At 58.3% G+C, this 19,419-nt stretch carries 20 protein-coding genes; 12 read left to right on the top strand and 8 right to left on the bottom strand.

The window, feature by feature from the left end; genetic code table 11:
- Position 1: 1 nt before the first annotated feature.
- The 3 genes from BLT55_RS22180 to BLT55_RS22170 all read left to right on the top strand — a co-directional run bounded on the left by BLT55_RS22180 (position 2) and on the right by BLT55_RS22170 (position 1,771).
- Positions 2–883: a manganese catalase family protein gene (locus tag BLT55_RS22180; RefSeq protein ID WP_054998615.1), complete on the top strand. Its 882-nt coding sequence runs from the start codon at positions 2–4 to the stop codon at positions 881–883.
- A gap of 87 nt (positions 884–970) precedes the next feature.
- Entirely contained in the window at positions 971–1,168 is a 198-nt protein-coding gene (locus tag BLT55_RS22175; RefSeq protein WP_054998616.1) for a hypothetical protein, read from the top strand.
- Positions 1,169–1,273: 105 nt separating this feature from the next.
- The gene (locus BLT55_RS22170; protein WP_054998617.1) at positions 1,274–1,771 is read left to right on the top strand and encodes a YciE/YciF ferroxidase family protein; all 498 of its coding nucleotides are present in this window, start codon (positions 1,274–1,276) and stop codon (positions 1,769–1,771) included.
- 94 nt (positions 1,772–1,865) lie between these two features.
- On the opposite strand, the gene BLT55_RS22165 is transcribed toward BLT55_RS22170, so the two are convergent.
- The gene (locus BLT55_RS22165) at positions 1,866–2,384 is read right to left on the bottom strand and encodes a DUF4142 domain-containing protein (RefSeq protein ID WP_054998618.1); all 519 of its coding nucleotides are present in this window, start codon (positions 2,382–2,384) and stop codon (positions 1,866–1,868) included.
- A gap of 271 nt (positions 2,385–2,655) precedes the next feature.
- On the opposite strand from BLT55_RS22165, the gene BLT55_RS22160 reads away from it, so the two are divergent.
- From BLT55_RS22160 to BLT55_RS22125, 9 genes are all read left to right on the top strand, one after another.
- Positions 2,656–4,104: an iron-containing redox enzyme family protein gene (locus BLT55_RS22160; protein WP_054998636.1), complete on the top strand. Its 1,449-nt coding sequence runs from the start codon at positions 2,656–2,658 to the stop codon at positions 4,102–4,104.
- Positions 4,101–5,045 (top strand): methyltransferase, encoded by a 945-nt coding sequence (locus tag BLT55_RS22155; protein ID WP_054998619.1) that lies wholly within the window; start codon positions 4,101–4,103, stop codon positions 5,043–5,045. Before BLT55_RS22160 ends, BLT55_RS22155 begins: the two co-directional genes overlap by 4 nt.
- Before the next feature lie 266 nt (positions 5,046–5,311).
- Positions 5,312–5,725, top strand: coding sequence for a VOC family protein (locus BLT55_RS22150; RefSeq protein WP_054998620.1), 414 nt, complete (start codon positions 5,312–5,314; stop codon positions 5,723–5,725).
- A gap of 176 nt (positions 5,726–5,901) precedes the next feature.
- A complete protein-coding gene (locus BLT55_RS22145) occupies positions 5,902–7,125 on the top strand; it encodes an MFS transporter (RefSeq protein WP_054998621.1) in 1,224 nt (407 codons plus the stop codon).
- Positions 7,126–7,262: 137 nt separating this feature from the next.
- The gene (locus BLT55_RS22140; RefSeq protein ID WP_230850964.1) at positions 7,263–7,445 is read left to right on the top strand and encodes a cysteine hydrolase family protein; all 183 of its coding nucleotides are present in this window, start codon (positions 7,263–7,265) and stop codon (positions 7,443–7,445) included.
- A gap of 58 nt (positions 7,446–7,503) precedes the next feature.
- A complete protein-coding gene (locus BLT55_RS22135; protein WP_054998622.1) occupies positions 7,504–8,733 on the top strand; it encodes an MFS transporter in 1,230 nt (409 codons plus the stop codon).
- On the top strand, positions 8,726–9,280 hold the full coding sequence (locus tag BLT55_RS22130; protein ID WP_074800893.1) for an ATP-binding cassette domain-containing protein: 555 nt from the start codon (positions 8,726–8,728) through the stop codon (positions 9,278–9,280). The genes BLT55_RS22135 and BLT55_RS22130 overlap by 8 nt, the downstream gene beginning before the upstream one ends.
- Positions 9,281–9,514: 234 nt before the next feature.
- Complete coding sequence (locus tag BLT55_RS34050; RefSeq protein WP_244159009.1) at positions 9,515–9,838, top strand: hypothetical protein; 324 nt, start codon at positions 9,515–9,517, stop codon at positions 9,836–9,838.
- The gene (locus tag BLT55_RS22125; RefSeq protein WP_235810130.1) at positions 9,823–10,356 is read left to right on the top strand and encodes an ATP-binding cassette domain-containing protein; all 534 of its coding nucleotides are present in this window, start codon (positions 9,823–9,825) and stop codon (positions 10,354–10,356) included. Before BLT55_RS34050 ends, BLT55_RS22125 begins: the two co-directional genes overlap by 16 nt.
- A gap of 309 nt (positions 10,357–10,665) precedes the next feature.
- Here the strand turns inward: BLT55_RS22125 and glmS are convergent, their stop codons facing one another.
- The 7 genes from glmS to atpA all read right to left on the bottom strand — a co-directional run bounded on the left by glmS (position 10,666) and on the right by atpA (position 19,406).
- Positions 10,666–12,501 carry a glutamine--fructose-6-phosphate transaminase (isomerizing) gene (glmS, locus tag BLT55_RS22120; RefSeq protein WP_054998623.1) on the bottom strand — a complete coding sequence of 612 codons (1,836 nt, stop codon included), beginning with the start codon at positions 12,499–12,501 and terminating at the stop codon, positions 10,666–10,668.
- Between the two features lie 9 nt (positions 12,502–12,510).
- Positions 12,511–13,278, bottom strand: a complete 768-nt coding sequence (locus BLT55_RS22115; protein WP_054998624.1) for a DeoR/GlpR family DNA-binding transcription regulator — start codon at positions 13,276–13,278, stop codon at positions 12,511–12,513.
- Between the two features lie 303 nt (positions 13,279–13,581).
- Entirely contained in the window at positions 13,582–14,949 is a 1,368-nt protein-coding gene (glmU, locus tag BLT55_RS22110) for a bifunctional UDP-N-acetylglucosamine diphosphorylase/glucosamine-1-phosphate N-acetyltransferase GlmU (RefSeq protein ID WP_054998625.1), read from the bottom strand.
- 124 nt (positions 14,950–15,073) lie between these two features.
- The gene (locus BLT55_RS22105) at positions 15,074–15,499 is read right to left on the bottom strand and encodes a F0F1 ATP synthase subunit epsilon (protein ID WP_054998626.1); all 426 of its coding nucleotides are present in this window, start codon (positions 15,497–15,499) and stop codon (positions 15,074–15,076) included.
- Positions 15,500–15,543: 44 nt separating this feature from the next.
- Entirely contained in the window at positions 15,544–16,923 is a 1,380-nt protein-coding gene (gene atpD, locus BLT55_RS22100) for a F0F1 ATP synthase subunit beta (protein WP_002555982.1), read from the bottom strand.
- Between the two features lie 27 nt (positions 16,924–16,950).
- Positions 16,951–17,811, bottom strand: a complete 861-nt coding sequence (gene atpG / locus BLT55_RS22095; protein ID WP_007252347.1) for a F0F1 ATP synthase subunit gamma — start codon at positions 17,809–17,811, stop codon at positions 16,951–16,953.
- A gap of 50 nt (positions 17,812–17,861) precedes the next feature.
- A complete protein-coding gene (atpA, locus tag BLT55_RS22090) occupies positions 17,862–19,406 on the bottom strand; it encodes a F0F1 ATP synthase subunit alpha (RefSeq protein ID WP_002555984.1) in 1,545 nt (514 codons plus the stop codon).
- Positions 19,407–19,419 lie beyond the last annotated feature (13 nt).

Raw genomic sequence — 19,419 nt, 5'->3', positions numbered from 1 at the left:
CATGTTCATTCATAACAAACGACTTCAATATACCGTACGTGTGGCCCGTCCAAATCCAGGACTCGCCAATCTGTTGCTGGAGCAATTCGGTGGCGCTCAAGGTGAACTGGCAGCCGCCGGACGTTACTTCACCCAAGGCCTGAGTGAAGATGATCCAGGCCGTAAAGATCTGCTGATGAGTATCGCCACCGAGGAGCTCAGCCACCTCGAAATCGTGGGTTCGATTATCGTCATGCTCAACAAGGGTGCCAAAGGCCAACTGGCTGAAGGTATCCAGGAAGAAGGCGAGCTGTATCGCGCTATTAACGGCGACGGTAACGATTCGCACATCACCAGCCTGCTTTATGGAGCTGGCGCGCCTTTGACCAACTCTGCCGGTGTGCCGTGGACCGCTGCCTACATCGATACCATCGGCGAGCCCACTGCCGACTTCCGCTCCAACATCGCCGCCGAAGCACGGGCGAAGATCGTTTACGAACGTTTGATGAATGTCACCGATGATCCAGGCGTGAAAGAAGCGCTGGGCTTTCTCATGACCCGTGAGATCGCTCACCAGTTGTCCTTCGAAAAAGCCCTGCACGCTATTCAGCCTAACTTCCCGCAAGGCAAGCTGCCTGGCGATCCAAGGTTCACCAACACATTCTTCAACATGTCCGGCGCGCCAAATGTACGTGGCCCGTGGAACGAAGGCGAAGAGTGGGAGTTCGTCGAGTCGCCTGAGCCGGCAGTCGATGGCGGTGATGGTTCTGCATCTGTAGAGCTGAATGCCGACGATACAGAAGTTCTGGAAATGATGAAGGAACGGACTATGTCCGATCCGACGTCCAATCCTATTACCGGCGCTGACCTTGGGTCGGGGTTTGTTCAGGGTAAAGACCGTTAAGAGATCTTCCTTGCGGGGCTGTCCTGCAAAGGGCAGCCCCTTGAAAGGCTCTGAACGGCTCTGACGTTGCGATCAGGAGAAAGGATCATGAAGCACACACGCTCCAACAAGCACCTCTCGCCTGATGGCGAGTTCAAGCACGCACTGACAGATGCGGTATTCGTGAACGGGCTTCGTGCTTTCGAGGCACAGGCGCTTCTGGCACGCAGAGGCTTTCAGGTAGTCATGGCCACCAAAGTCTTTGGTGTCGGGACCTTGCTGGACAACAACTTGCCCAGACGCTGATTACCCGGTTTTTCGTAGCACGCTTCAACCTTTTATAAACCTGCAGGCGAGGCCGAATATCAGCCTCGCCTGTGGATAACTTCACTCGTAAAAAGGATTAACGACATGGCCCGTACAACCATACAAGATCTGTTCATTCATGAACTTTCGGATGTTTACAGCGCCGAGAAGCAAATCACCAAAGCGCTGCCAAAGCTGGCACGTGCTTCGACCAATCCGCTGCTTGCCGAAGCGTTCAAGATGCACCTGGAAGAAACCCAGGGCCAGATCGAGCGTATCGACCAGTTGGTGGAAGCTGAAGGCTTGAAGCTCAAGCGTATGAAATGCGTGGCGATGGAAGGTTTGATCGAAGAAAGCAAAGAGTTGCTGGACGAGATCGAAAAAGGCGAAGTACTGGATGCAGGCTTGATCGGCGCTTGTCAGAAAGTCGAGCACTACGAGATTGCCGCCTACGGCACACTCATCGCTATGGCTAAACATCTGGGTATGAAAGACGCTGTGAAGTTGCTGAGTGAGACGCTGGCTGAGGAAAAAGGCGCTGATGAGAAGCTGACCGCTATCGCTGAACAGGGCGGTGCTCAGGCAGCCACCTCCAAGAAGTAATCAATACCCCCGTACACAAATAGCCGCATGACCTGATCTCTCGCGAGGGAGTTCCGGGCATGCGGCGTAATCACGTCAGCCTATTACGGCTACGTTACTTTTTCGCAGCGTCGCCGCCGTGCTCAGCCGCCAGCTTCTTCGCGTGGGCCAGATGCTCTTTCAGGGTCGGCAGGGTCGCTTTTGCAAACGCCATCAACTCTGGATCCTTGCCGTTATTGGCTTCTTCTTCATACAGCTTGATGGTTTCTTCATGCGCAACAACCTGATTGTTCGCATACGCCTGATCAAATGACTTCTTGCGCATTTCCAGGATCAGGGCCTTGGCCTTGTCCATCAGCATGGGATCGTCAGACACCTCAAGCTTCTTGTCCTTGGCAATCGTCGCCAGCTTCTCGTTGGCGGCTGTGTGATCCTTGACCATCTGCTCCGCGAATTCTTTTACGGATGGGGATATGTCCTTCTCATCCAGTGCCAGCTTGCCCAGCTGTACTTCCGCGATACCTTTTGCAGAGGCGTCCTCTACAAAGTCATCAGCGTCCTGAGCGGCAACAGCCACCTGAGAACCAAGCGAAAGTACAACGGCAATGGCGCTCATGCGAAAATAATTGTTCATTTTCGGTCATCCTTTTGTGGGCTACTTCTATGGGCTAAAAATGCCATCGTGATCGACGGCATACAGGTTCGGACCCACCTCGGAAATCTGCGTTCCGCGTTTTTGACCACTTGCCGTCATCTGTCCAGATAATCGCCACCTATCGGCAACAGGCAAAATTCGCTGAATTTTATCTCGACCTCGGCACTCCCTTTCTTACGCTGCACAGAACAACAGAAAGTCTCGCGTGACCGCGTCTATCGTGATTTTCAACTGCCGAGGTAAGATTTTCATGACGTCTCTTCAAGTGATGAACGGCACCGCCGTCGTCCAAACCGTCGTTGAAGAAGCCCGCTCAAAGACCATCTACCAGTCATGGATGAATGATCGGGCTCCAGAACATCAACATGATGCGGTCACGTTTCTGAATCACTGTCTGGCTCGCGCAGAGCGGGAAGCCTGCGATCTTCCGGCGCAACCGGAAGCGCTCGAACAGTGGATGGAACACAACGTCGGAGTCGTCGCCGATCAATACGCGCGTTATCTGGAAGAGCGCCGTAACGGCCAGCCGCGACGGTTCTTCAAGACCAAGGCGCAGGCAATGTATTTCATCCAGCACGTTGCGCCGGTGAAGCTGGTCGACGGGGCCTGGTTGTACGGGCTGCTGCCGCACTGGGCGGACTATCGATTCCACGGCCTGATTCGCACCTATCTGGAAGAGTTGGGAGATGGCGAGCAGGCGCAGAACCATGTGTCGCTGTACCGCAAACTGCTGGCCGATCTTGACTGCGACACCAGCGCCCCGCTGCCGGATGAAGCGTATCTGCAAGCCGCCATTCAGCTGTCGCTAGGCCAGTTGAGTGATCAGTACCTTCCTGAAGTCATTGGCTACAACCTGGGCTATGAACAACTGCCGCTGCACTTGCTCATTACCTCATTCGAACTGAACGAGCTGGGCATCGACCCTTATTATTTCACCCTGCACGTCACGATCGATAACGCCAGCACCGGGCATGCACGCAAGGCTGCGCAAAGCGTCGTCGAACTGATGCCGGTCGGTCAGGAGCGCGATGAGTTCTATCGGCGGGTCGCCAACGGCTATCGCTTGAATGAACTGGGCATGGGTTCTTCCGAGGTCATTCAGTCGTTCGATTTGGAGCAGGAGGTGGTGGCCATGCTCGAGCGCAAGCGGACGTTCGGTCAGCATATGCATTCCGACTACTGCCGGCTGGATGGCAAGACCGTCAACGAGTGGCTTGCCGAGCCGGATCAGATCCCGGAGTTTCTCGCTGTGCTGGAGAACCGAGGCTGGATCAAGCGTCACGAAGATCCGTTGCACAGCCGCTTCTGGAAGTTGTTCGAAGGCGCTGGCGCGCCGATGTTCGGCGTCTTCAACGGCTATGAGAAGCAACTCGTGCACGACTGGATTGCCGGCGACTGGCTCTCCGATGGCAGCGCCCAGGCAACCAATGGCAAGCGCTTGCCCGAAGCGTTTCGTTCACGTTTTCGCAACGTGCAGGGCGGCCAGCCCTCGCCTGCCATTGCGCAACCGACCTCGGCAGATATCGACCCGGACGTTCGCGAGTTACACATGAAGCTCGAATCAGCGCCGGCGACTGAAAAGATGTCCACTTTGATCGCAAGCATGTCGCCCGCACGGCATGCCACGGCGGCCGGTCTGCACGCTACTCGCCTGTTTGTCAGCAGCATGGCCGAACGCCTGACGGGAGCGCACGCATGAGTCATCCGCTGCCCGACCGCACCGCGCTGATCACGCTGACAGAACGCCTGAAAACCACCGGCTACCGCTTTATTACGCCGACGCCACTGACCCACCGTCACGTCAATCAGCGCCCGGAAAATCGCGTCGCCGCCTCATTGCGGGATATTTTTGGCTGGAGCCGTCTGATCCCGGAATTCATGCTGCCGGTCTCGGAAGCGCAAGGCCTGCTGGACGCCGGCGTTCTTGAACGCAGCGAAGACGGCCTGAAGAGCCGAGTCAGATTTTCGAGCCTGAATGATCTGCTGCTGGTGCACTCAGCGTTCCCGACAACTGAAGAAGACTCGGTGTTTTTCGGTCCTGATACTTATCGCTTTGCGCAATCGATCAATCGCCATCTGCAGAACACGTCGCATCCGATCAGCCGCGCCGTCGATATTGGTTGTGGCACCGGAGCCGGTGGCCTGCTGATCGCCGTTGCCCGCCCCGAAGCCCACGTGTATGCCGTCGACATCAACCCGAAAGCGCTGCACTTCGCCGAGACCAACGCCGCTGTCGCCGGTCTGCACAATGTGGAGTGCTGCCCAAGCGATATCCTCTCGGGCGTGACCGGCTACTTCGACCTGATCGTCGCCAACCCGCCGTACATGAAAGACAGCAAGCGCCGGGCTTACCGCCATGGCGGTGACGCACTTGGCGCGGACCTGTCGGTGCGCATCCTGCGTGAATCCGTGGACCGCCTAACGCCGGGCGGCTCGCTGGTGCTTTATACCGGCGTGGCAATGGTCGGCGAGCATGACCCGTTCTTCGATGCAGTCCGTGGCGATATCGACCATCCAGCGCTGGCATGGACCTACCGCGAACTGGACCCGGATGTGTTCGGCGAGGAACTGCTGGAAGACGGTTACGAAGACGTGGACCGTATCGCTGCCGTGGAATTGATCGTCACTCGACGGACTTAAGCGGGCTGGGCCATGCAGCCCAGCGTTTCGCCCATTATTTCCAGCGCTCCGCTATTTCCAATACGCCAATGGCAAAAGTCTCGACACTCGGAGACGCTGCATTTTGTCGCCTGCCTTTTCTTGATAGTCCGTGTCAATGCCGTGCATAAGAACCTGAAATTGGTCGGTGACTGTTCATTCCAGTAGAACTGGACAGGTGCCGTGGATCAACCAGCTCTAACTGGATAGCCAACGGCATCTCTTCACGGCATCAAGGAGGACAGCACATGCCACGACTGAACAGAATCATTGAAACAGCGCTTTATGTAGAAGATCTTGCAGAGGCCGGGCGTTTCTATCAGCAGACACTTGAACTGGAGGTCATGTTCGAAAGCCCGACATTGATAGCGTTCAACGTTGGAGGCTTGAACACTTTACTGCTGTTCAAGCGCGGGGCTTCACTTGAAACCCAATACCTGAGTGGTGGAGAAATTCCGCCACACGATGCACAGGGACGCATTCATGTGTGCTTTGCCATCGACGCTGACCAGATGCAGCCATGGGTTGATCGGCTCGCTCAAGCCAACGTCGCCATCGAAGGCAGAACCCAATGGCCAAAGGGTGGTTCGAGCATTTATTTCCGCGATCCGGATGAACATCTGGTAGAGCTGCTGACGCCGGGGTGCTGGGCGATTTATTGACCTGGCTCTGGTGGCTGGGTCTGGTCGCAATAGTGACTTTAACGAACAGCGGCTGTCTGGTACGTCTCCAAACCCGTCGCTGCGACAAACGCCACGACCTCAACGACAGCCCATTCTCCGCCTGCTAATGTCGCACCAGGTGGCCACGTTGTGCTGCCGGTTGACAGGAGGTCACTGTGCGTCGGGATTACCTGGCTTTCTTCATCTCACTGTTTCTGTCACGGCTGGCCGACCAGATTCTGCTCTTCATCGTGCCGCTGGTCGTGTTCCAGACCACCCAAAGCGCGTCCTGGGCCGGGCTGGCGTTTTTTGCCGAATCGCTACCGCGCTACCTCGCGTTTCCGCCATGCGGCGCTTTGTGTGACAGGTTCTCGCCCGTCAGGATTCTGCACATCAGTCAGGCCTGCCGCGCGCTGCTGTGCGTCGTGGCAACGCTGCTCTATGCGATCTTCGGCGGCATCGCCTGGCTGGTGGTGCTGTCGGCACTGTGCGGGATACTGACCACCCAAGGCATCATGGCCCGCGAGGTGCTGATGCCGCACATCTTTCAGCACTACAGCTACACCAAAACCCTGTCCTACTCACAAATCGCCGATCAGACAGGGCTGGTTCTCGGGCCACTGGTGGCAGCGCTATGGCTGAATATCTGGGCCTGGTACTGGGTGGTGATGTGGGTAGCCGGGTTGTTCGTGCTGGCCGACCTGAGCATGCGGGTATGGCAGCGTCTCAGCAACATCACACTTGAGGTCCACGCGCAGCATCAGGACATCTGGCTGCAACCCCTGCGAATTGCCTTCGGCCACATCCACGCATTGGCCGAACTGAAAAAGATCATCACCCTGGCCGTCGGCGTGAACCTGATCGTCGGCGTCACGCTGGCGACTTCGGCAGCTATGGTGATCGGCGAGTACCGCGCCGACACGAACGACTACGCCGGGCTGCAGACGGCGGGGGCGGTGGCAACCATCGTCATTCTGTTGCTCCTCGCCCGACTGCCAGCGCCCCTTCGGATTCTTGGCGGCGTCGCTTATCCCATGATCACCGCTGGCGCGTTCATTACGGCCATGAGCCCGAATCTGGCGGGCTATACAACAGGTTTCCTGCTGATCGTCAGCTTCGACAAAATGTTCAACGTCTACATGCGCAGCATCCGCCAGCGCGTCATTCCACCTCAGGATTTCGGCAAAACCGTGGGCGTGATCACCTTGCTCAACAACCTGTCACAACCGCTGGCTGGATTGCTGGTGGCATTATTGGCAGCGCCTTTGGGTGTGCAAGGGGTAATTCTGGGAATGGCTGCGGTGACAGCGTTGCTGGGGGTGTTTGCGGTGTGGTGGTTTGTCGGGGTGGGAAGCCGGTATGGCGCTGCAAAGGTCGAGAGGCAGAAAACGGGGAATTAAGAAGGAGCCAGAATGGCTCCTTCGGTTTTTTATTTATCCACAGGGGCTTTTGTGAACAGGATGCTTAGAGAGCGTTTTTACTATCGGCACTGGCGCTACGCGCACGCGGTGACCAGGTTTCGGTTGTGGTAGACGCAGTGGCGTCCCGCAGCGTCCTGGATCACGAAGTCGCGCTCTCGCGCATGTCACGCCACGGTGTGGAACTGATCACCCGCGAGATGTTGTTCTTCGAAACCATGGCGCAGTCGGAGCGATGCGATTACCTGGCGCTGAGCCAACGCTTTCTCGATGGCCGCTACCTGAGGACCTACGGCGAATGACTCGGATTGCCGCACCTGACACCATGCCCACTCGCACCTTTTTCGCAAGGAGCCAGCCATGACCGCCGTTCTCTCGCAGACACCCGCCACTGCCAAGGCCGCGCCCTTGATCCTGCTGATGATCATTTTCATCGACGGCCTGGGCACGGCATTGCTGCTGCCGATGCTACCGATGCTGCTCGACCCGGGCGACCCTGCGGGGGTGGTTTTCGGCAGCGCACCTACTGCCGCTCGGACCGCCTGGCTCTACGGCGTGCTGTTGGCAGGCTACGCCTTTGCGATGATGGTGGGCGCGCCTCTGCTGGGTGCGCTTTCAGACCGCATCGGGCGGCGCCCAACGCTTCTGCTTGCGGTGACAGGGTCGGTCGCCGGTTATGCCCTGAGCACTTGGGCCGTGAGCGTGGGCAGCGTGGGCTTGCTGATCGCCGGGCGCTTGCTGGGAGGCACCTTCGCCGGTAGCGTCCCGGTAGCACAGGCCATGCTGGTCCAGACCCCCGACAGCGCAATGAAACGCATTGGCTGGGTAATGTTTGCCATGACTGCGGGGTTTTTCACCGGTCCCGCGCTCACGGGCATCCTGCTAGCAGCTCATACACCGGGAGCTAGCCTGCTCCTGCCCTTGCAGGTCGCGCTGACCCTCAGCGTGCTGTGCCTGTTGATGGCCTTCTTGCTGCCCTCTACCCCAGCTCCGGCTGCAACAACGGGCCCATCGCTGATCAGACAGGTCTTGAACGGCTTCACCTCGCCAGCCACGCGCAGACCATTGTTTGCACTACTCTGGCTGCAAATCGGCTGGAATCTCTTCTACCAGTACTTGCCCTGGATGCTCGCACGCCAGAGCCAGACCGTAGGCAGCATCAGCCTACTGCTAACAGTGGTCGGGATCGGCATGTGCATCGCCTTCATCTGGGTGGCCGGAGCCTTGCAAACCCGGTATCCAGCGCCACAGATCGCGCGCGCTGCCATCCCCATGCTGGTGGTAAGCTGCGCATTGCTAGCGGCCACGCTCGACAACTCGCTTGCCCTGGTTTTCGGTGCGCTTGCCGCGATCGCCTATGGGGTGGCCTACACTGCTTTGATCGGGCATGCCTTGGCATGCGAGCAGTCAAGCCTGCGTGGCACGGTGCTGGGCATCGCCGCTTCACTGGCTGCCGGCGCCGCAGCCGTCACGGCGTTGCTCGGCGGGATAATCGGCGTCTGGGGCAATCTGCTGCTGGCCTCGTTGAGCGTGGCTGCGCTGGCCCTGAGCTGGGTCATCCTGGTTTTGGGAAGAGATCGAGATGAATAGCGACAACGCCACCTTGATCATCAAAGACCTGACCTTGCGCCTGCCAGACGGCAGGCCGCTGTTCTCGGGGCTCAACGCAACGTTCTCCAGGCAGTTCACCGGCATCGTCGGGCCCAACGGCAGCGGCAAATCGATGTTGGCGCAGATCATGGCGGGTCGCCTGACCGCGAGCGAAGGCAGCGTCCAGTGTGCTGGCAGTGTCGGTTATTTGCCGCAATGGCTCGGGCCTATCGACGGGACCGTTGCCGACCTGCTGGGGGTACATAACGCTTTGCAGGCCTTGGCAGAGGTCGAGGCGGGCGCCTGCGACCCAGCGCTGTTCGACCTGATCGACGACCGCTGGAACCTGCCGGGCGATATCCACGCCTGTCTGACGCGCTTGGGCCTAGCCCATCTGCCGCTTGATCGCGCAAGCGAGGCCTTGAGCGGAGGCGAGACTGTACGCCTGATGCTCGCCGGTCTGCGCCTCGGCGGCGCGCGGGTATTGATACTCGACGAGCCCACCAACCATCTGGATCGCCAGGCCCGCGAGCAGTTGAGCAAATAGCTGCGCCAAGGCAAGGAAACCCGCATTGTCATCTCCCACGACCGGGCGCTGCTGGAACATGCCGATCGTATCCTCGAGCTTCGCAGCGACGCGCTGGTTCAATACAGCGGCGGCTACAACAACTATCGCGAGCAGCGCCAGGCCGAGCAGGACAACGCACAGGCTGCACTGGTCAGGGCACGCGCGGCACGCGACAGCGTCGAGCAGCAGATCACCATGGCCCGCCAGCGCGAAGTGCAAAGTGCCAGTCATGGTCGTAAGGTGGCGCGTGCCACAGGCACCCCGGCCATCGTCGCCAATGCGCAGGCAGAGCGCGCCGAGCAACACAGCGGCCATCAGCGCATCCAGCAGGCGCGTCTGAGCCAAATGGCGCGAGAGCGGGTCGACCAGGCCAATGCGAACGTCGAGCCGGTACGCCCAAGCCAACTGCTCGCCCCGACCGGCCTGGTCGCCAACGCGACCCAAGTGGTCACGCTCGAACACTGCGAGCTCCCCTACGGCCCCCCGACAGCCGCTTCATCGATCTCACCCTGCACGGCCCGATGCGAGTCGCGGTGATCGGGCCGAACGGCTGCGGAAAATCAACCCTGCTGAAGGTGATAGCCGGGCAACTGGCGCCCGCCAGCGGCATCGCCCGGCATATCTTACGCACTCACCTGATCGACCAGCACGCTCAAACCTTCGACCCCGAGCACAGTATCGAGCAGGTGCTACGCAATGAGCTGGGCACTGTCGAGGAGGGCCGCTTTCGCCAGGTCTTCGCCAACGCCGGGCTCGACGCTCGGCAGATGGCTACGCCATTCGGTCGGCTCAGTGGTGGCGAGCGCCTGCGCGCAACGCTCGCCTGGCTGGCAGGCGGCCCCGAACAGACGCAACTGTTGCTGCTCGACGAAGTGAACAACCATCTCGACATCGCGGCCTTGGAAGCAGTCGAGCAGTTGCTCGGACAATTCAAAGGCGCGCTCATAGTGAGTGCTCACGATCTTGATTTTCTGCAGGCCTTGGAATTGACGCACCAGTTCATCTGGCAACCAACAGGTTGGCGCTACGAGCCGTGGGATGATGGCGGGCAATGAATAGCGAAGGCTGAGTTACGATTCCGGGCATCGACAGATAAGAAATTCCCGAATCTGAAGCCCGGTGTTATCGCTGATGCAGAATTGACCGATCTGCCGACCTGGCGTTGCCTCATAAGGAGTTACCCCAAAGTCAGACCTGCTAGTCGGTATCTAACAGAGCGAATAGGGTCCGTCACGTCGTCAGCGACACGAACGGACCCCGAGAGGCAAAGAGGGCTGTCTAAGTGACGGGGCGAGAAACTATTTTGGAGAAACCTGCGACAGTTTTAATTCTCAAAAATCAAAACCCCCACCCCTGTGGATAACTCACTCCACCGTCACCGACTTCGCCAGATTCCGCGGTTGATCCACATCCGTCCCTTTCAGCACAGCCACGTAATACGAAAGCAACTGCAGCGGGATGGTGTACAGAATAGGTGCCAGGGCATCGATGATGTGTGGCATGGCGATGACGTGGGTGCCCTCTCCGTTCTTCATGCCGGCCTGCTCATCCGCGAACACGATCAACTCGCCGCCGCGTGCGCGCACTTCCTGCAGGTTGGATTTGAGTTTCTCCAGCAGTTCGTTGTTCGGTGCGACGGTGACGACTGGCATGTCGGCGTCGACCAGCGCCAGCGGGCCATGCTTGAGTTCGCCGGCCGGGTAGGCTTCGGCGTGGATGTAGGAGATTTCTTTGAGCTTGAGTGCGCCTTCCATTGCCACCGGAAACTGTGCGCCGCGCCCAAGGAACAGGGTGTGGTGCTTCTCGGCGAACAGTTCGGCGACTTTCTCGACCGTGCCGTCCATTGCCAGCGCTTCGCCGAGGCGGGTTGGCAGGCGACGCAGTTCCTCGACCAGTTGCGCTTCAACGCCCTCCTCCAACGAACCTTTGACCTGGCCGAGTGATAGGGTCAGCAGCAACAAGGCGACCAATTGGGTGGTGAAGGCCTTGGTCGATGCCACGCCGATTTCCGGGCCAGCCTGGGTCAGCAGGGTCAGGTCGGATTCCCGCACCAGTGAACTGATGCCGACGTTGCAGATCGCCAGGCTGGCCAGAAAACCCAGTTCCTTGGCGTTGCGCAGCGCTGCGAGGGTGTCGGCGGTTTCACCGGACTGCGAGATCGAGACGAACAGAGTGTCCGGCTGAACCACGACTTTGCGGTAGCGGAACTCGCTGGCCACTTCGACCTGGCAAGGGATGCCGGCCAGGCCTTCAAGCCAGTAACGCGCGACCATGCCGGCGTGGTAGCTGGTGCCACACGCCACGATCTGAACATTGCGTACTTTGGCGAACAGTTCGGCAGCCTGTGGACCAAATGCGTGGACCAGCACTTGCTGTTGCCCCAGGCGACCTTCGAGGGTGCGCTGTACGACCTTGGGCTGCTCATGAATTTCCTTGAGCATGAAGTGACGATACTCACCCTTGTCGGCGGCTTCGGCGCCTTCATGGTATTGCACCACTTCGCGCTCGACCGACACACCGTCGACGTTCCAGATCTGCACGCTGTCGCGACGGATCTCGGCGATGTCGCCCTCTTCCAGGTACATGAAACGGTCAGTGACCTGACGCAGCGCCAGTTGGTCGGAGGCCAGGAAGTTTTCACCCAGGCCCATGCCGACAACCAGCGGGCTGCCACTGCGAGCGGCCAGCAGGCGATCCGGCTGCGCGGCATTGATGACCGCAAGCCCATAAGCACCGTGAAGTTCTTTCACCGCAGCCTTCAGGGCAACCGCCAGATCGGCGGTGTCCTTGAGCTTGTGGTGCAGCAGATGGACGATGACTTCAGTGTCGGTATCGGATGCGAAGACGTAACCCAGGCTTTTCAGCTGTTCACGCAGCGCTTCGTGATTCTCGATGATGCCGTTGTGGACAACTACCAGCGTGTCGGCCGAGAAGTGTGGGTGGGCGTTACGCTCACACGGGGCGCCGTGGGTCGCCCAACGCGTGTGGGCAATGCCCAGACGACCGATCAGCGGCTCGCCGGCAAGTGCCTGTTCCAGCTCACTGACCTTGCCAGAGCGACGGCGGCGCTCAAGGGTGCCTTCGTTGCTGAAGACTGCCACGCCCGCGCTGTCATAACCGCGGTATTCAAGGCGCTTGAGGCCTTCGAGCAAAATGGCCGTGATATTACGTTCAGCAACGGCGCCGACGATTCCACACATGGTTATCTCCTAGCTGACAGCGGCACAAATCAATGTGATGCCGCGGGCTTGTATCTGTTCGCGTGCCTCGATGGGCAGGCGAGCATCTGTGATAAGGGTATGGATGCTGCTCCAGGGCAGCTCCAGGTTGGGGATCTTGCGACCGACCTTGTCGGCTTCGACCATCACCACCACTTCCCGGGCGACTTCAGCCATGACCCGACTCAAGCCCAGCAGCTCATTGAAAGTGGTGGTGCCGCGCGACAGATCGATGCCGTCTGCACCGATGAATAATTGATCGAAGTCGTAGGAGCGCAGCACCTGTTCGGCGACCTGGCCCTGAAAGGATTCGGAGTGCGGGTCCCACGTTCCGCCCGTCATCAACAGAACGGGCTCGTGTTCCAGATCCGTCAGGGCGCGCGCGACGTGGAGAGAATTGGTCATCACTACCAGGCCGGGCTGTTGACCCAGTTCAGGAATCAACGCGGCGGTGGTGCTGCCACTGTCGACGACGATTCTCGCGTGTTCGCGAATTCTAGCGACGGCAGCACGGGCGATGGCCTGCTTATAACGGGATACCGGCTGGCTGCTTTCAACGATCAGTTCATGAGGCAGCGGCACCGCGCCGCCATAACGACGTAACAGAAGACCGTTGGATTCCAGCGCCGCCAGATCCTTTCGAATCGTAACTTCAGAAGTTTCAAAACGCTTCGCCAGCTCATCAACACTGACTTCGCCCTGCTCGTTGAGCAAGGCAAGAATGTTGTGACGACGTTGTGGTGTATTGCGCTTCGACATGACTGCCTTAAGTTTCGTTTTGAAAGATAACGAAGGCAATCAAAACCTATTTTTTGGGTTTGGTCAATGCTGAAGGGTTTGGCAGTGCATTCTCAGTGGAGCATGAGGAACGAGATTCTTGTAATTCCCGTTCCAGTGCTCCGTTTTCAGAGGTATGCATAGGCCCGCTGGACCAGCCCAGGATGCATTTCGTGGGAGCGGACTTGTCCGCGAAAACTATTCACAAAGATTCCAAGACGTGAGATGGCCTTCGCGGACAAGTCCGCTCCTAGGGATCGTTATTTTCTCGGGGCTGTGGATAACTCAGTTTTTCTTGATCTTCACCGGGCGCTTCCAGCCCTCGATGTTGCGCTGGCGGGCACGGGCGACGCCCAGTTGTTCAGCCGGGACGTTTTGAGTGATGGTCGAGCCGGCAGCCGTGGTTGCACCATCCAGGATATCCACAGGGGCGACCAGCGAGTTGTTGGAGCCAATGAACACGTCGGCGCCCAATGTCGTCTTGTACTTGTTCGCGCCATCGTAATTACAGGTGATGGTGCCTGCGCCAATGTTGGTGCGCGCCCCGACTTCAGCGTCGCCCAGGTAAGTCAGATGACCGACTTTGGCGCCCTCGCCCAAGCTCGCATTCTTCAGCTCGACAAAGTTACCCACATGCGCGTTGGCCCCCAGCACACTGCCTGGACGCAAGCGCGCAAACGGGCCGGCATCACTGCCCTCGCCCAATAGTGCGCCTTCAATGTGGCTGTTGGCTTTGACGACGACCCCCTTGCGCAAGGTGCTGTCCTTGATAACGCAGTTGGGGCCGATCACCACGTCGTCTTCGATGACGACCTTGCCTTCCAGGACCACATTGATGTCGATCAACACATCACGACCGACGCTGACTTCGCCACGCACGTCGAAACGCGCTGGATCTCTCAATGTCACACCAGCCGCCATCAAACGACGGGCTTCGCGCATCTGATAATGACGCTCAAGCTCCGAAAGCTGTTTGCGATCATTGGCGCCCTGCACTTCCATCGCATCGTAAGGCTGTTCGGTAGCCACCATCAGGCCGTCATTTACTGCCATGGCGATCACGTCGGTCAGGTAGAACTCGCCCTGCGCGTTATTGTTGGAAAGACGGCCGAGCCAGTCTTCCAGATGCATGGCAGGCACCGCGAGAATACCGGTGTTGCCCTCGTTGATTGCCTTCTGCGCATCAGTGGCGTCCTTGTGCTCGACGATGGCACAGACGCGTTGCTGATCGTCACGAACTATACGACCGTAGCCCGTGGGGTCATCCAGCTTCACAGTCAACAAGCCGAGTTGCTTGGGTGTCACCAGCTCGAGCAGGCGCTGAAGTGTTTCCACTTCGATCAGCGGTACATCGCCGTACAGAATCAATACGGTTTCAGCCGTCATCGCGGACAGCGCCTGAGCCACCGCGTGACCAGTGCCCAGTTGTTTATCCTGCATCACGAAATTCAAGTCATCATCTGCCAGTTGCTCGCGCACGATGTCCGCACCATGCCCGATCACCACATGGATGCCGATTGGAGATAACTGACGGGCGCTGTGGATAACATGGCCAAGCATGGAGTTGCCTGCTACCGGATGCAGAACCTTGGGCAGCGCGGAACGCATCCGGGTACCTTGGCCAGCAGCGAGAATAACGATATCGAGGGACATGATAGGACTACCAACTAAGCGGCAACCGGGCCATGGGCGGGCTGACTTGAGAGAGGAATTCTGAAAAAAGAAAAAGGGTAGCCGAAGCTACCCTTTTTCTCAATCGCGCACAGGAGCCGGCAGATTAGCCGCCGAACTTCTTGCGAATTTGCTGAACGGTGCGCAGCTGAGCTGCAGCCTCGGCCAGACGAGCAGTTGCAGATCCGTAGTCGAAGTCCGCGCCTTTTTCGTTCAAAGCCTTCTCGGCAGCCAAAACAGCGGCCTGAGCAGATGCTTCGTCCAGGTCGGCAGCACGTTGCACAGTGTCGGCAAGCACCTTGACCATGTTCGGCTGAACCTCAAGGAAACCACCGGAGATGTAAAACACCTCCGCTTCCCCACCCTGCGTGATCAAGCGGATCGGGCCGGGTTTCAGATCGGTGATCAGCGGCGCGTGGCCTGGAGCGATACCGATATCACCCAGGTTGCCGTGCGCAATCACCATCTCGACCAGACCGGAGAAGATTTCCCCTTCCGCGCTGACGATGTCGCAATGGACTGTCATAGCCATTTGCTTGCCTCAACCTAATTAGCGCCCGTTGCCGGGCGCCGGGATTACAGTTTCTTGGCTTTCTCGATCGCTTCTTCGATGCCGCCGACCATGTAGAACGCTTGTTCTGGCAAGTGGTCGTAGTCACCGTTGAGGATGCCTTTGAAGCCAGCAATGGTGTCTTTCAGGGAAACGTATTTACCCGAAGCACCGGTGAAGACTTCTGCCACGAAGAAAGGCTGGGACAGGAAGCGCTGGATCTTACGAGCACGGTTAACCAACTGCTTGTCGGTCTCCGACAGCTCGTCCATACCCAGAATCGCAATGATGTCTTTCAGCTCTTTGTAGCGCTGCAACACGTACTGAACGCCGCGAGCGGTGTCGTAGTGTTCCTGGCCGATAACGTTCGGGTCCAGCTGGCGCGAAGTCGAATCCAGTGGATCTACCGCTGGGTAGATACCCAGGGAGGCGATGTCACGGGACAGAACGACGGTGGCGTCCAAGTGGGCAAACGTGGTCGCTGGCGACGGGTCAGTCAAGTCGTCCGCGGGTACATATACGGCCTGGATCGAGGTGATCGAACCATTCTTGGTCGAAGTGATGCGCTCTTGGAGCGTGCCCATCTCTTCAGCCAGGGTCGGCTGGTAACCTACTGCGGAAGGCATACGGCCCAGCAGTGCGGATACTTCAGTACCGGCCAGGGTGTAACGATAGATGTTGTCGACGAACAGCAGAACGTCGTTACCTTCGTCACGGAACTTCTCGGCCATGGTCAGACCGGTCAGTGCCACGCGCAGACGGTTCCCCGGCGGCTCGTTCATCTGACCGTAAACCAGTGCCACTTTGTCCAGAACGTTGGAATCCTTCATCTCGTGGTAGAAGTCGTTACCCTCACGAGTACGCTCACCCACACCGGCGAACACGGAATAACCGCTGTGCTCGATGGCGATGTTACGGATCAGTTCCATCATGTTTACGGTCTTGCCGACACCGGCACCACCGAACAGACCGACTTTACCGCCTTTGGCGAACGGGCAGACCAGGTCGATAACCTTGATGCCGGTTTCCAGCAGGTCGTTGCCGCCAGCTTGCTCAGCGAAGGACGGTGCAGGACGGTGAATGCCCCAACGCTCTTCGGTGGCAATCGGGCCAGCTTCGTCGATCGGGTTGCCCAGCACGTCCATGATCCGGCCCAGTGTCGCTTTACCGACCGGTACGGAGATGGCTGCGCCAGAGTCTGTTACTTCCAGACCACGCTTCAAGCCCTCGGTAGAGCCCATCGCAATGGTACGAACCACGCCGTCGCCCAGCTGCTGCTGAACTTCCAGGGTGGTTCCTGCCGCGCTTTGAACTTCCAGCGCGTTGTAGATACTCGGTACGCTATCGCGTGGGAATTCCACGTCGATCACGGCGCCGATGATTTGAACGATACGTCCGCTACTCATTAGCTGGTTCCTCTAATATTTGAACCGTTAAACCGCGGCAGCGCCGCCGACGATTTCCGAGATCTCTTGGGTGATCGCTGCCTGACGCGCCTTGTTGTAGATCAGTTGCAAATCACTGATCAAATCACCGGCGTTGTCTGTGGCGTTCTTCATCGCGATCATCCGCGCTGCTTGTTCAGCTGCGTTGTTCTCGACCACCGCCTGGTACACCTGCGATTCCACGTAGCGAACCATCAGGCCGTCCAGCAGCTCTTTGGCGTCGGGTTCGTAGAGATAGTCCCAGTGGTGCTTGAGCCCTTGATCCGGGGTTGCCACCAGCGGAATCAACTGCTCCACGGTGGGTTGCTGGGTCATGGTGTTGATGAACTTGTTGGATACCACGGACAGGCGATCAATACGGCCATCCAGGTAGGCATCCAGCATCACCTTGACGCTGCCGATCAAGTCGTTGATCGACGGCTCTTCGCCCAGGTGGCTGATCGCAGCGACGACGTTACCGCCGAAGTTGCGGAAAAATGCCGCACCTTTGCTGCCGACCACGCACAGATCGATCTCTACACCGTTTTCACGGTTCACCGCCATGTCCTTGACCAGAGTCTTGAACAGGTTGGTATTCAAGCCACCACACAGACCACGGTCACTGCTCACAACGACATAACCGACGCGCTTTACCGGGCGATCGATCATGAACGGGTGGCGATACTCCGGGTTGGCGTTTGCCAGGTGACCAATCACCTGACGAATGCGCTCCGCGTAAGGACGGCTAGCAGCCATGCGCATTTGAGCCTTGCGCATTTTGCTGACCGCCACTTTTTCCATGGCGCTGGTGATCTTTTGCGTGCTTTTGATGCTCGCAATCTTGCTGCGAATCTCTTTTGCGCCTGCCATGTAACACCTATCAGGTTAGCAAGCGGGAGCCTTGCGGCCCCCGCTGCGGCTTACCAGGTTTGGGTGGCCTTGAACTTCTCGATACCGGCTTTCATGCCAGAATCGATTTCGTCATTGAAGTCACCCTTCACGTTGATCTTCGCCATCAAATCGGCGTGATCGCGGTTGAAGTAAGCAATCAGCGCTTGTTCAAAGCTGCCGATCTTGGCGATTTCGACGTCAGTCAGGAACCCACGCTCAGCGGCATACAGCGACAGCGCCATGTCAGCGATCGACATTGGTGCGTATTGCTTCTGCTTCATCAGCTCGGTAACGCGCTGACCATGTTCAAGTTGCTTGCGGGTCGCCTCGTCCAGGTCAGACGCGAACTGGGCGAATGCCGCCAGTTCACGGTACTGAGCCAGAGCGGTACGGATGCCACCGGAAAGCTTCTTGATGATCTTGGTCTGAGCGGCACCACCCACACGAGATACCGAAACACCGGCGTTCACAGCCGGGCGAATGCCGGAGTTGAACATGGCCGATTCCAGGAAGATCTGACCGTCAGTGATGGAAATCACGTTGGTCGGAACGAACGCGGAAACGTCGCCAGCCTGGGTTTCGATGATCGGCAATGCGGTCAGGGAACCGGTTTTGCCGGTCACTGCGCCATTGGTGAACTTCTCTACGTATTCTTCGGAAACACGCGATGCGCGCTCCAGCAGACGGGAGTGGAGATAGAACACGTCGCCTGGGTAAGCTTCACGGCCTGGCGGACGGCGCAGCAGCAGGGAAATCTGGCGGTAGGCCACTGCTTGCTTGGACAGATCGTCATAAACGATCAGCGCGTCTTCACCGCGGTCGCGGAAGAATTCACCCATGGTGCAACCCGAGTACGGTGCAAGGAATTGCAGCGCAGCGGATTCGGAAGCACTTGCAGCCACAACGATGGTGTTAGCCAGTGCGCCGTTTTCTTCGAGCTTGCGAACCACGTTGGCGATGGTCGATTGCTTCTGACCGATCGCTACGTAGACGCAGAAGATGCCGCTGTTCTTCTGGTTGATGATTGCGTCGATGGCCAGAGCGGTTTTACCGATCTGACGGTCACCGATGATCAGCTCACGCTGGCCACGGCCGACAGGAATCATGGCATCGACAGCCTTGTAGCCAGTCTGTACAGGCTGGTCTACCGACTTACGCCAGATCACGCCTGGAGCAACTTTCTCGACCGCATCGGTCTCGGTGTTGTTCAGCGGACCTTTGCCGTCAACTGGATTACCCAGTGCATCGACAACGCGACCCAGCAGTTCCTTACCTACCGGAACCTCGAGGATGCGGCCAGTGCACTTGGCGCTCATGCCTTCAGCCAGAGTCGTGTAAGCGCCCAGTACAACGGCACCTACGGAGTCTTGCTCAAGGTTCAGCGCCATACCGTAGACGCCGCCCGGAAACTCGATCATCTCGCCGTACATTACGTCGGCCAGACCGTGAATCCGCACGATGCCGTCAGATACGCTGACGACTGTGCCTTCGTTACGGGCTTGGGAGGTTACATCGAGCTTGTCGATGCGACCCTTGATGATTTCACTTATTTCGGAAGGATTGAGTTGCTGCATTGCTCTGCTGCCC

The sequence above is a fragment of the Pseudomonas cannabina genome (genome assembly GCF_900100365.1).
Classification (GTDB): Bacteria; Pseudomonadota; Gammaproteobacteria; order Pseudomonadales; family Pseudomonadaceae; genus Aquipseudomonas; species Aquipseudomonas cannabina.
This window is presented reverse-complemented; position numbering and strand designations above follow the sequence as displayed.

Bases quoted from the DNA above. Each gene is read 5' to 3' on its own strand.
- BLT55_RS22180 (WP_054998615.1), top strand. From the start codon at position 2: ATGTTCATTCATAACAAACGACTTCAATATACCGTACGTGTGGCCCGT.
- BLT55_RS22175 (WP_054998616.1), top strand. From the start codon at position 971: ATGAAGCACACACGCTCCAACAAGCACCTCTCGCCTGATGGCGAGTTC.
- BLT55_RS22170 (WP_054998617.1), top strand. From the start codon at position 1,274: ATGGCCCGTACAACCATACAAGATCTGTTCATTCATGAACTTTCGGAT.
- BLT55_RS22165 (WP_054998618.1), bottom strand. From the start codon at position 2,384: ATGAACAATTATTTTCGCATGAGCGCCATTGCCGTTGTACTTTCGCTT.
- BLT55_RS22160 (WP_054998636.1), top strand. From the start codon at position 2,656: ATGACGTCTCTTCAAGTGATGAACGGCACCGCCGTCGTCCAAACCGTC.
- BLT55_RS22155 (WP_054998619.1), top strand. From the start codon at position 4,101: ATGAGTCATCCGCTGCCCGACCGCACCGCGCTGATCACGCTGACAGAA.
- BLT55_RS22150 (WP_054998620.1), top strand. From the start codon at position 5,312: ATGCCACGACTGAACAGAATCATTGAAACAGCGCTTTATGTAGAAGAT.
- BLT55_RS22135 (WP_054998622.1), top strand. From the start codon at position 7,504: ATGACCGCCGTTCTCTCGCAGACACCCGCCACTGCCAAGGCCGCGCCC.
- BLT55_RS22130 (WP_074800893.1), top strand. From the start codon at position 8,726: ATGAATAGCGACAACGCCACCTTGATCATCAAAGACCTGACCTTGCGC.
- BLT55_RS22125 (WP_235810130.1), top strand. From the start codon at position 9,823: ATGCGAGTCGCGGTGATCGGGCCGAACGGCTGCGGAAAATCAACCCTG.
- glmS (WP_054998623.1), bottom strand. From the start codon at position 12,501: ATGTGTGGAATCGTCGGCGCCGTTGCTGAACGTAATATCACGGCCATT.
- BLT55_RS22115 (WP_054998624.1), bottom strand. From the start codon at position 13,278: ATGTCGAAGCGCAATACACCACAACGTCGTCACAACATTCTTGCCTTG.
- glmU (WP_054998625.1), bottom strand. From the start codon at position 14,949: ATGTCCCTCGATATCGTTATTCTCGCTGCTGGCCAAGGTACCCGGATG.
- BLT55_RS22105 (WP_054998626.1), bottom strand. From the start codon at position 15,499: ATGGCTATGACAGTCCATTGCGACATCGTCAGCGCGGAAGGGGAAATC.
- atpD (WP_002555982.1), bottom strand. From the start codon at position 16,923: ATGAGTAGCGGACGTATCGTTCAAATCATCGGCGCCGTGATCGACGTG.
- atpG (WP_007252347.1), bottom strand. From the start codon at position 17,811: ATGGCAGGCGCAAAAGAGATTCGCAGCAAGATTGCGAGCATCAAAAGC.
- atpA (WP_002555984.1), bottom strand. From the start codon at position 19,406: ATGCAGCAACTCAATCCTTCCGAAATAAGTGAAATCATCAAGGGTCGC.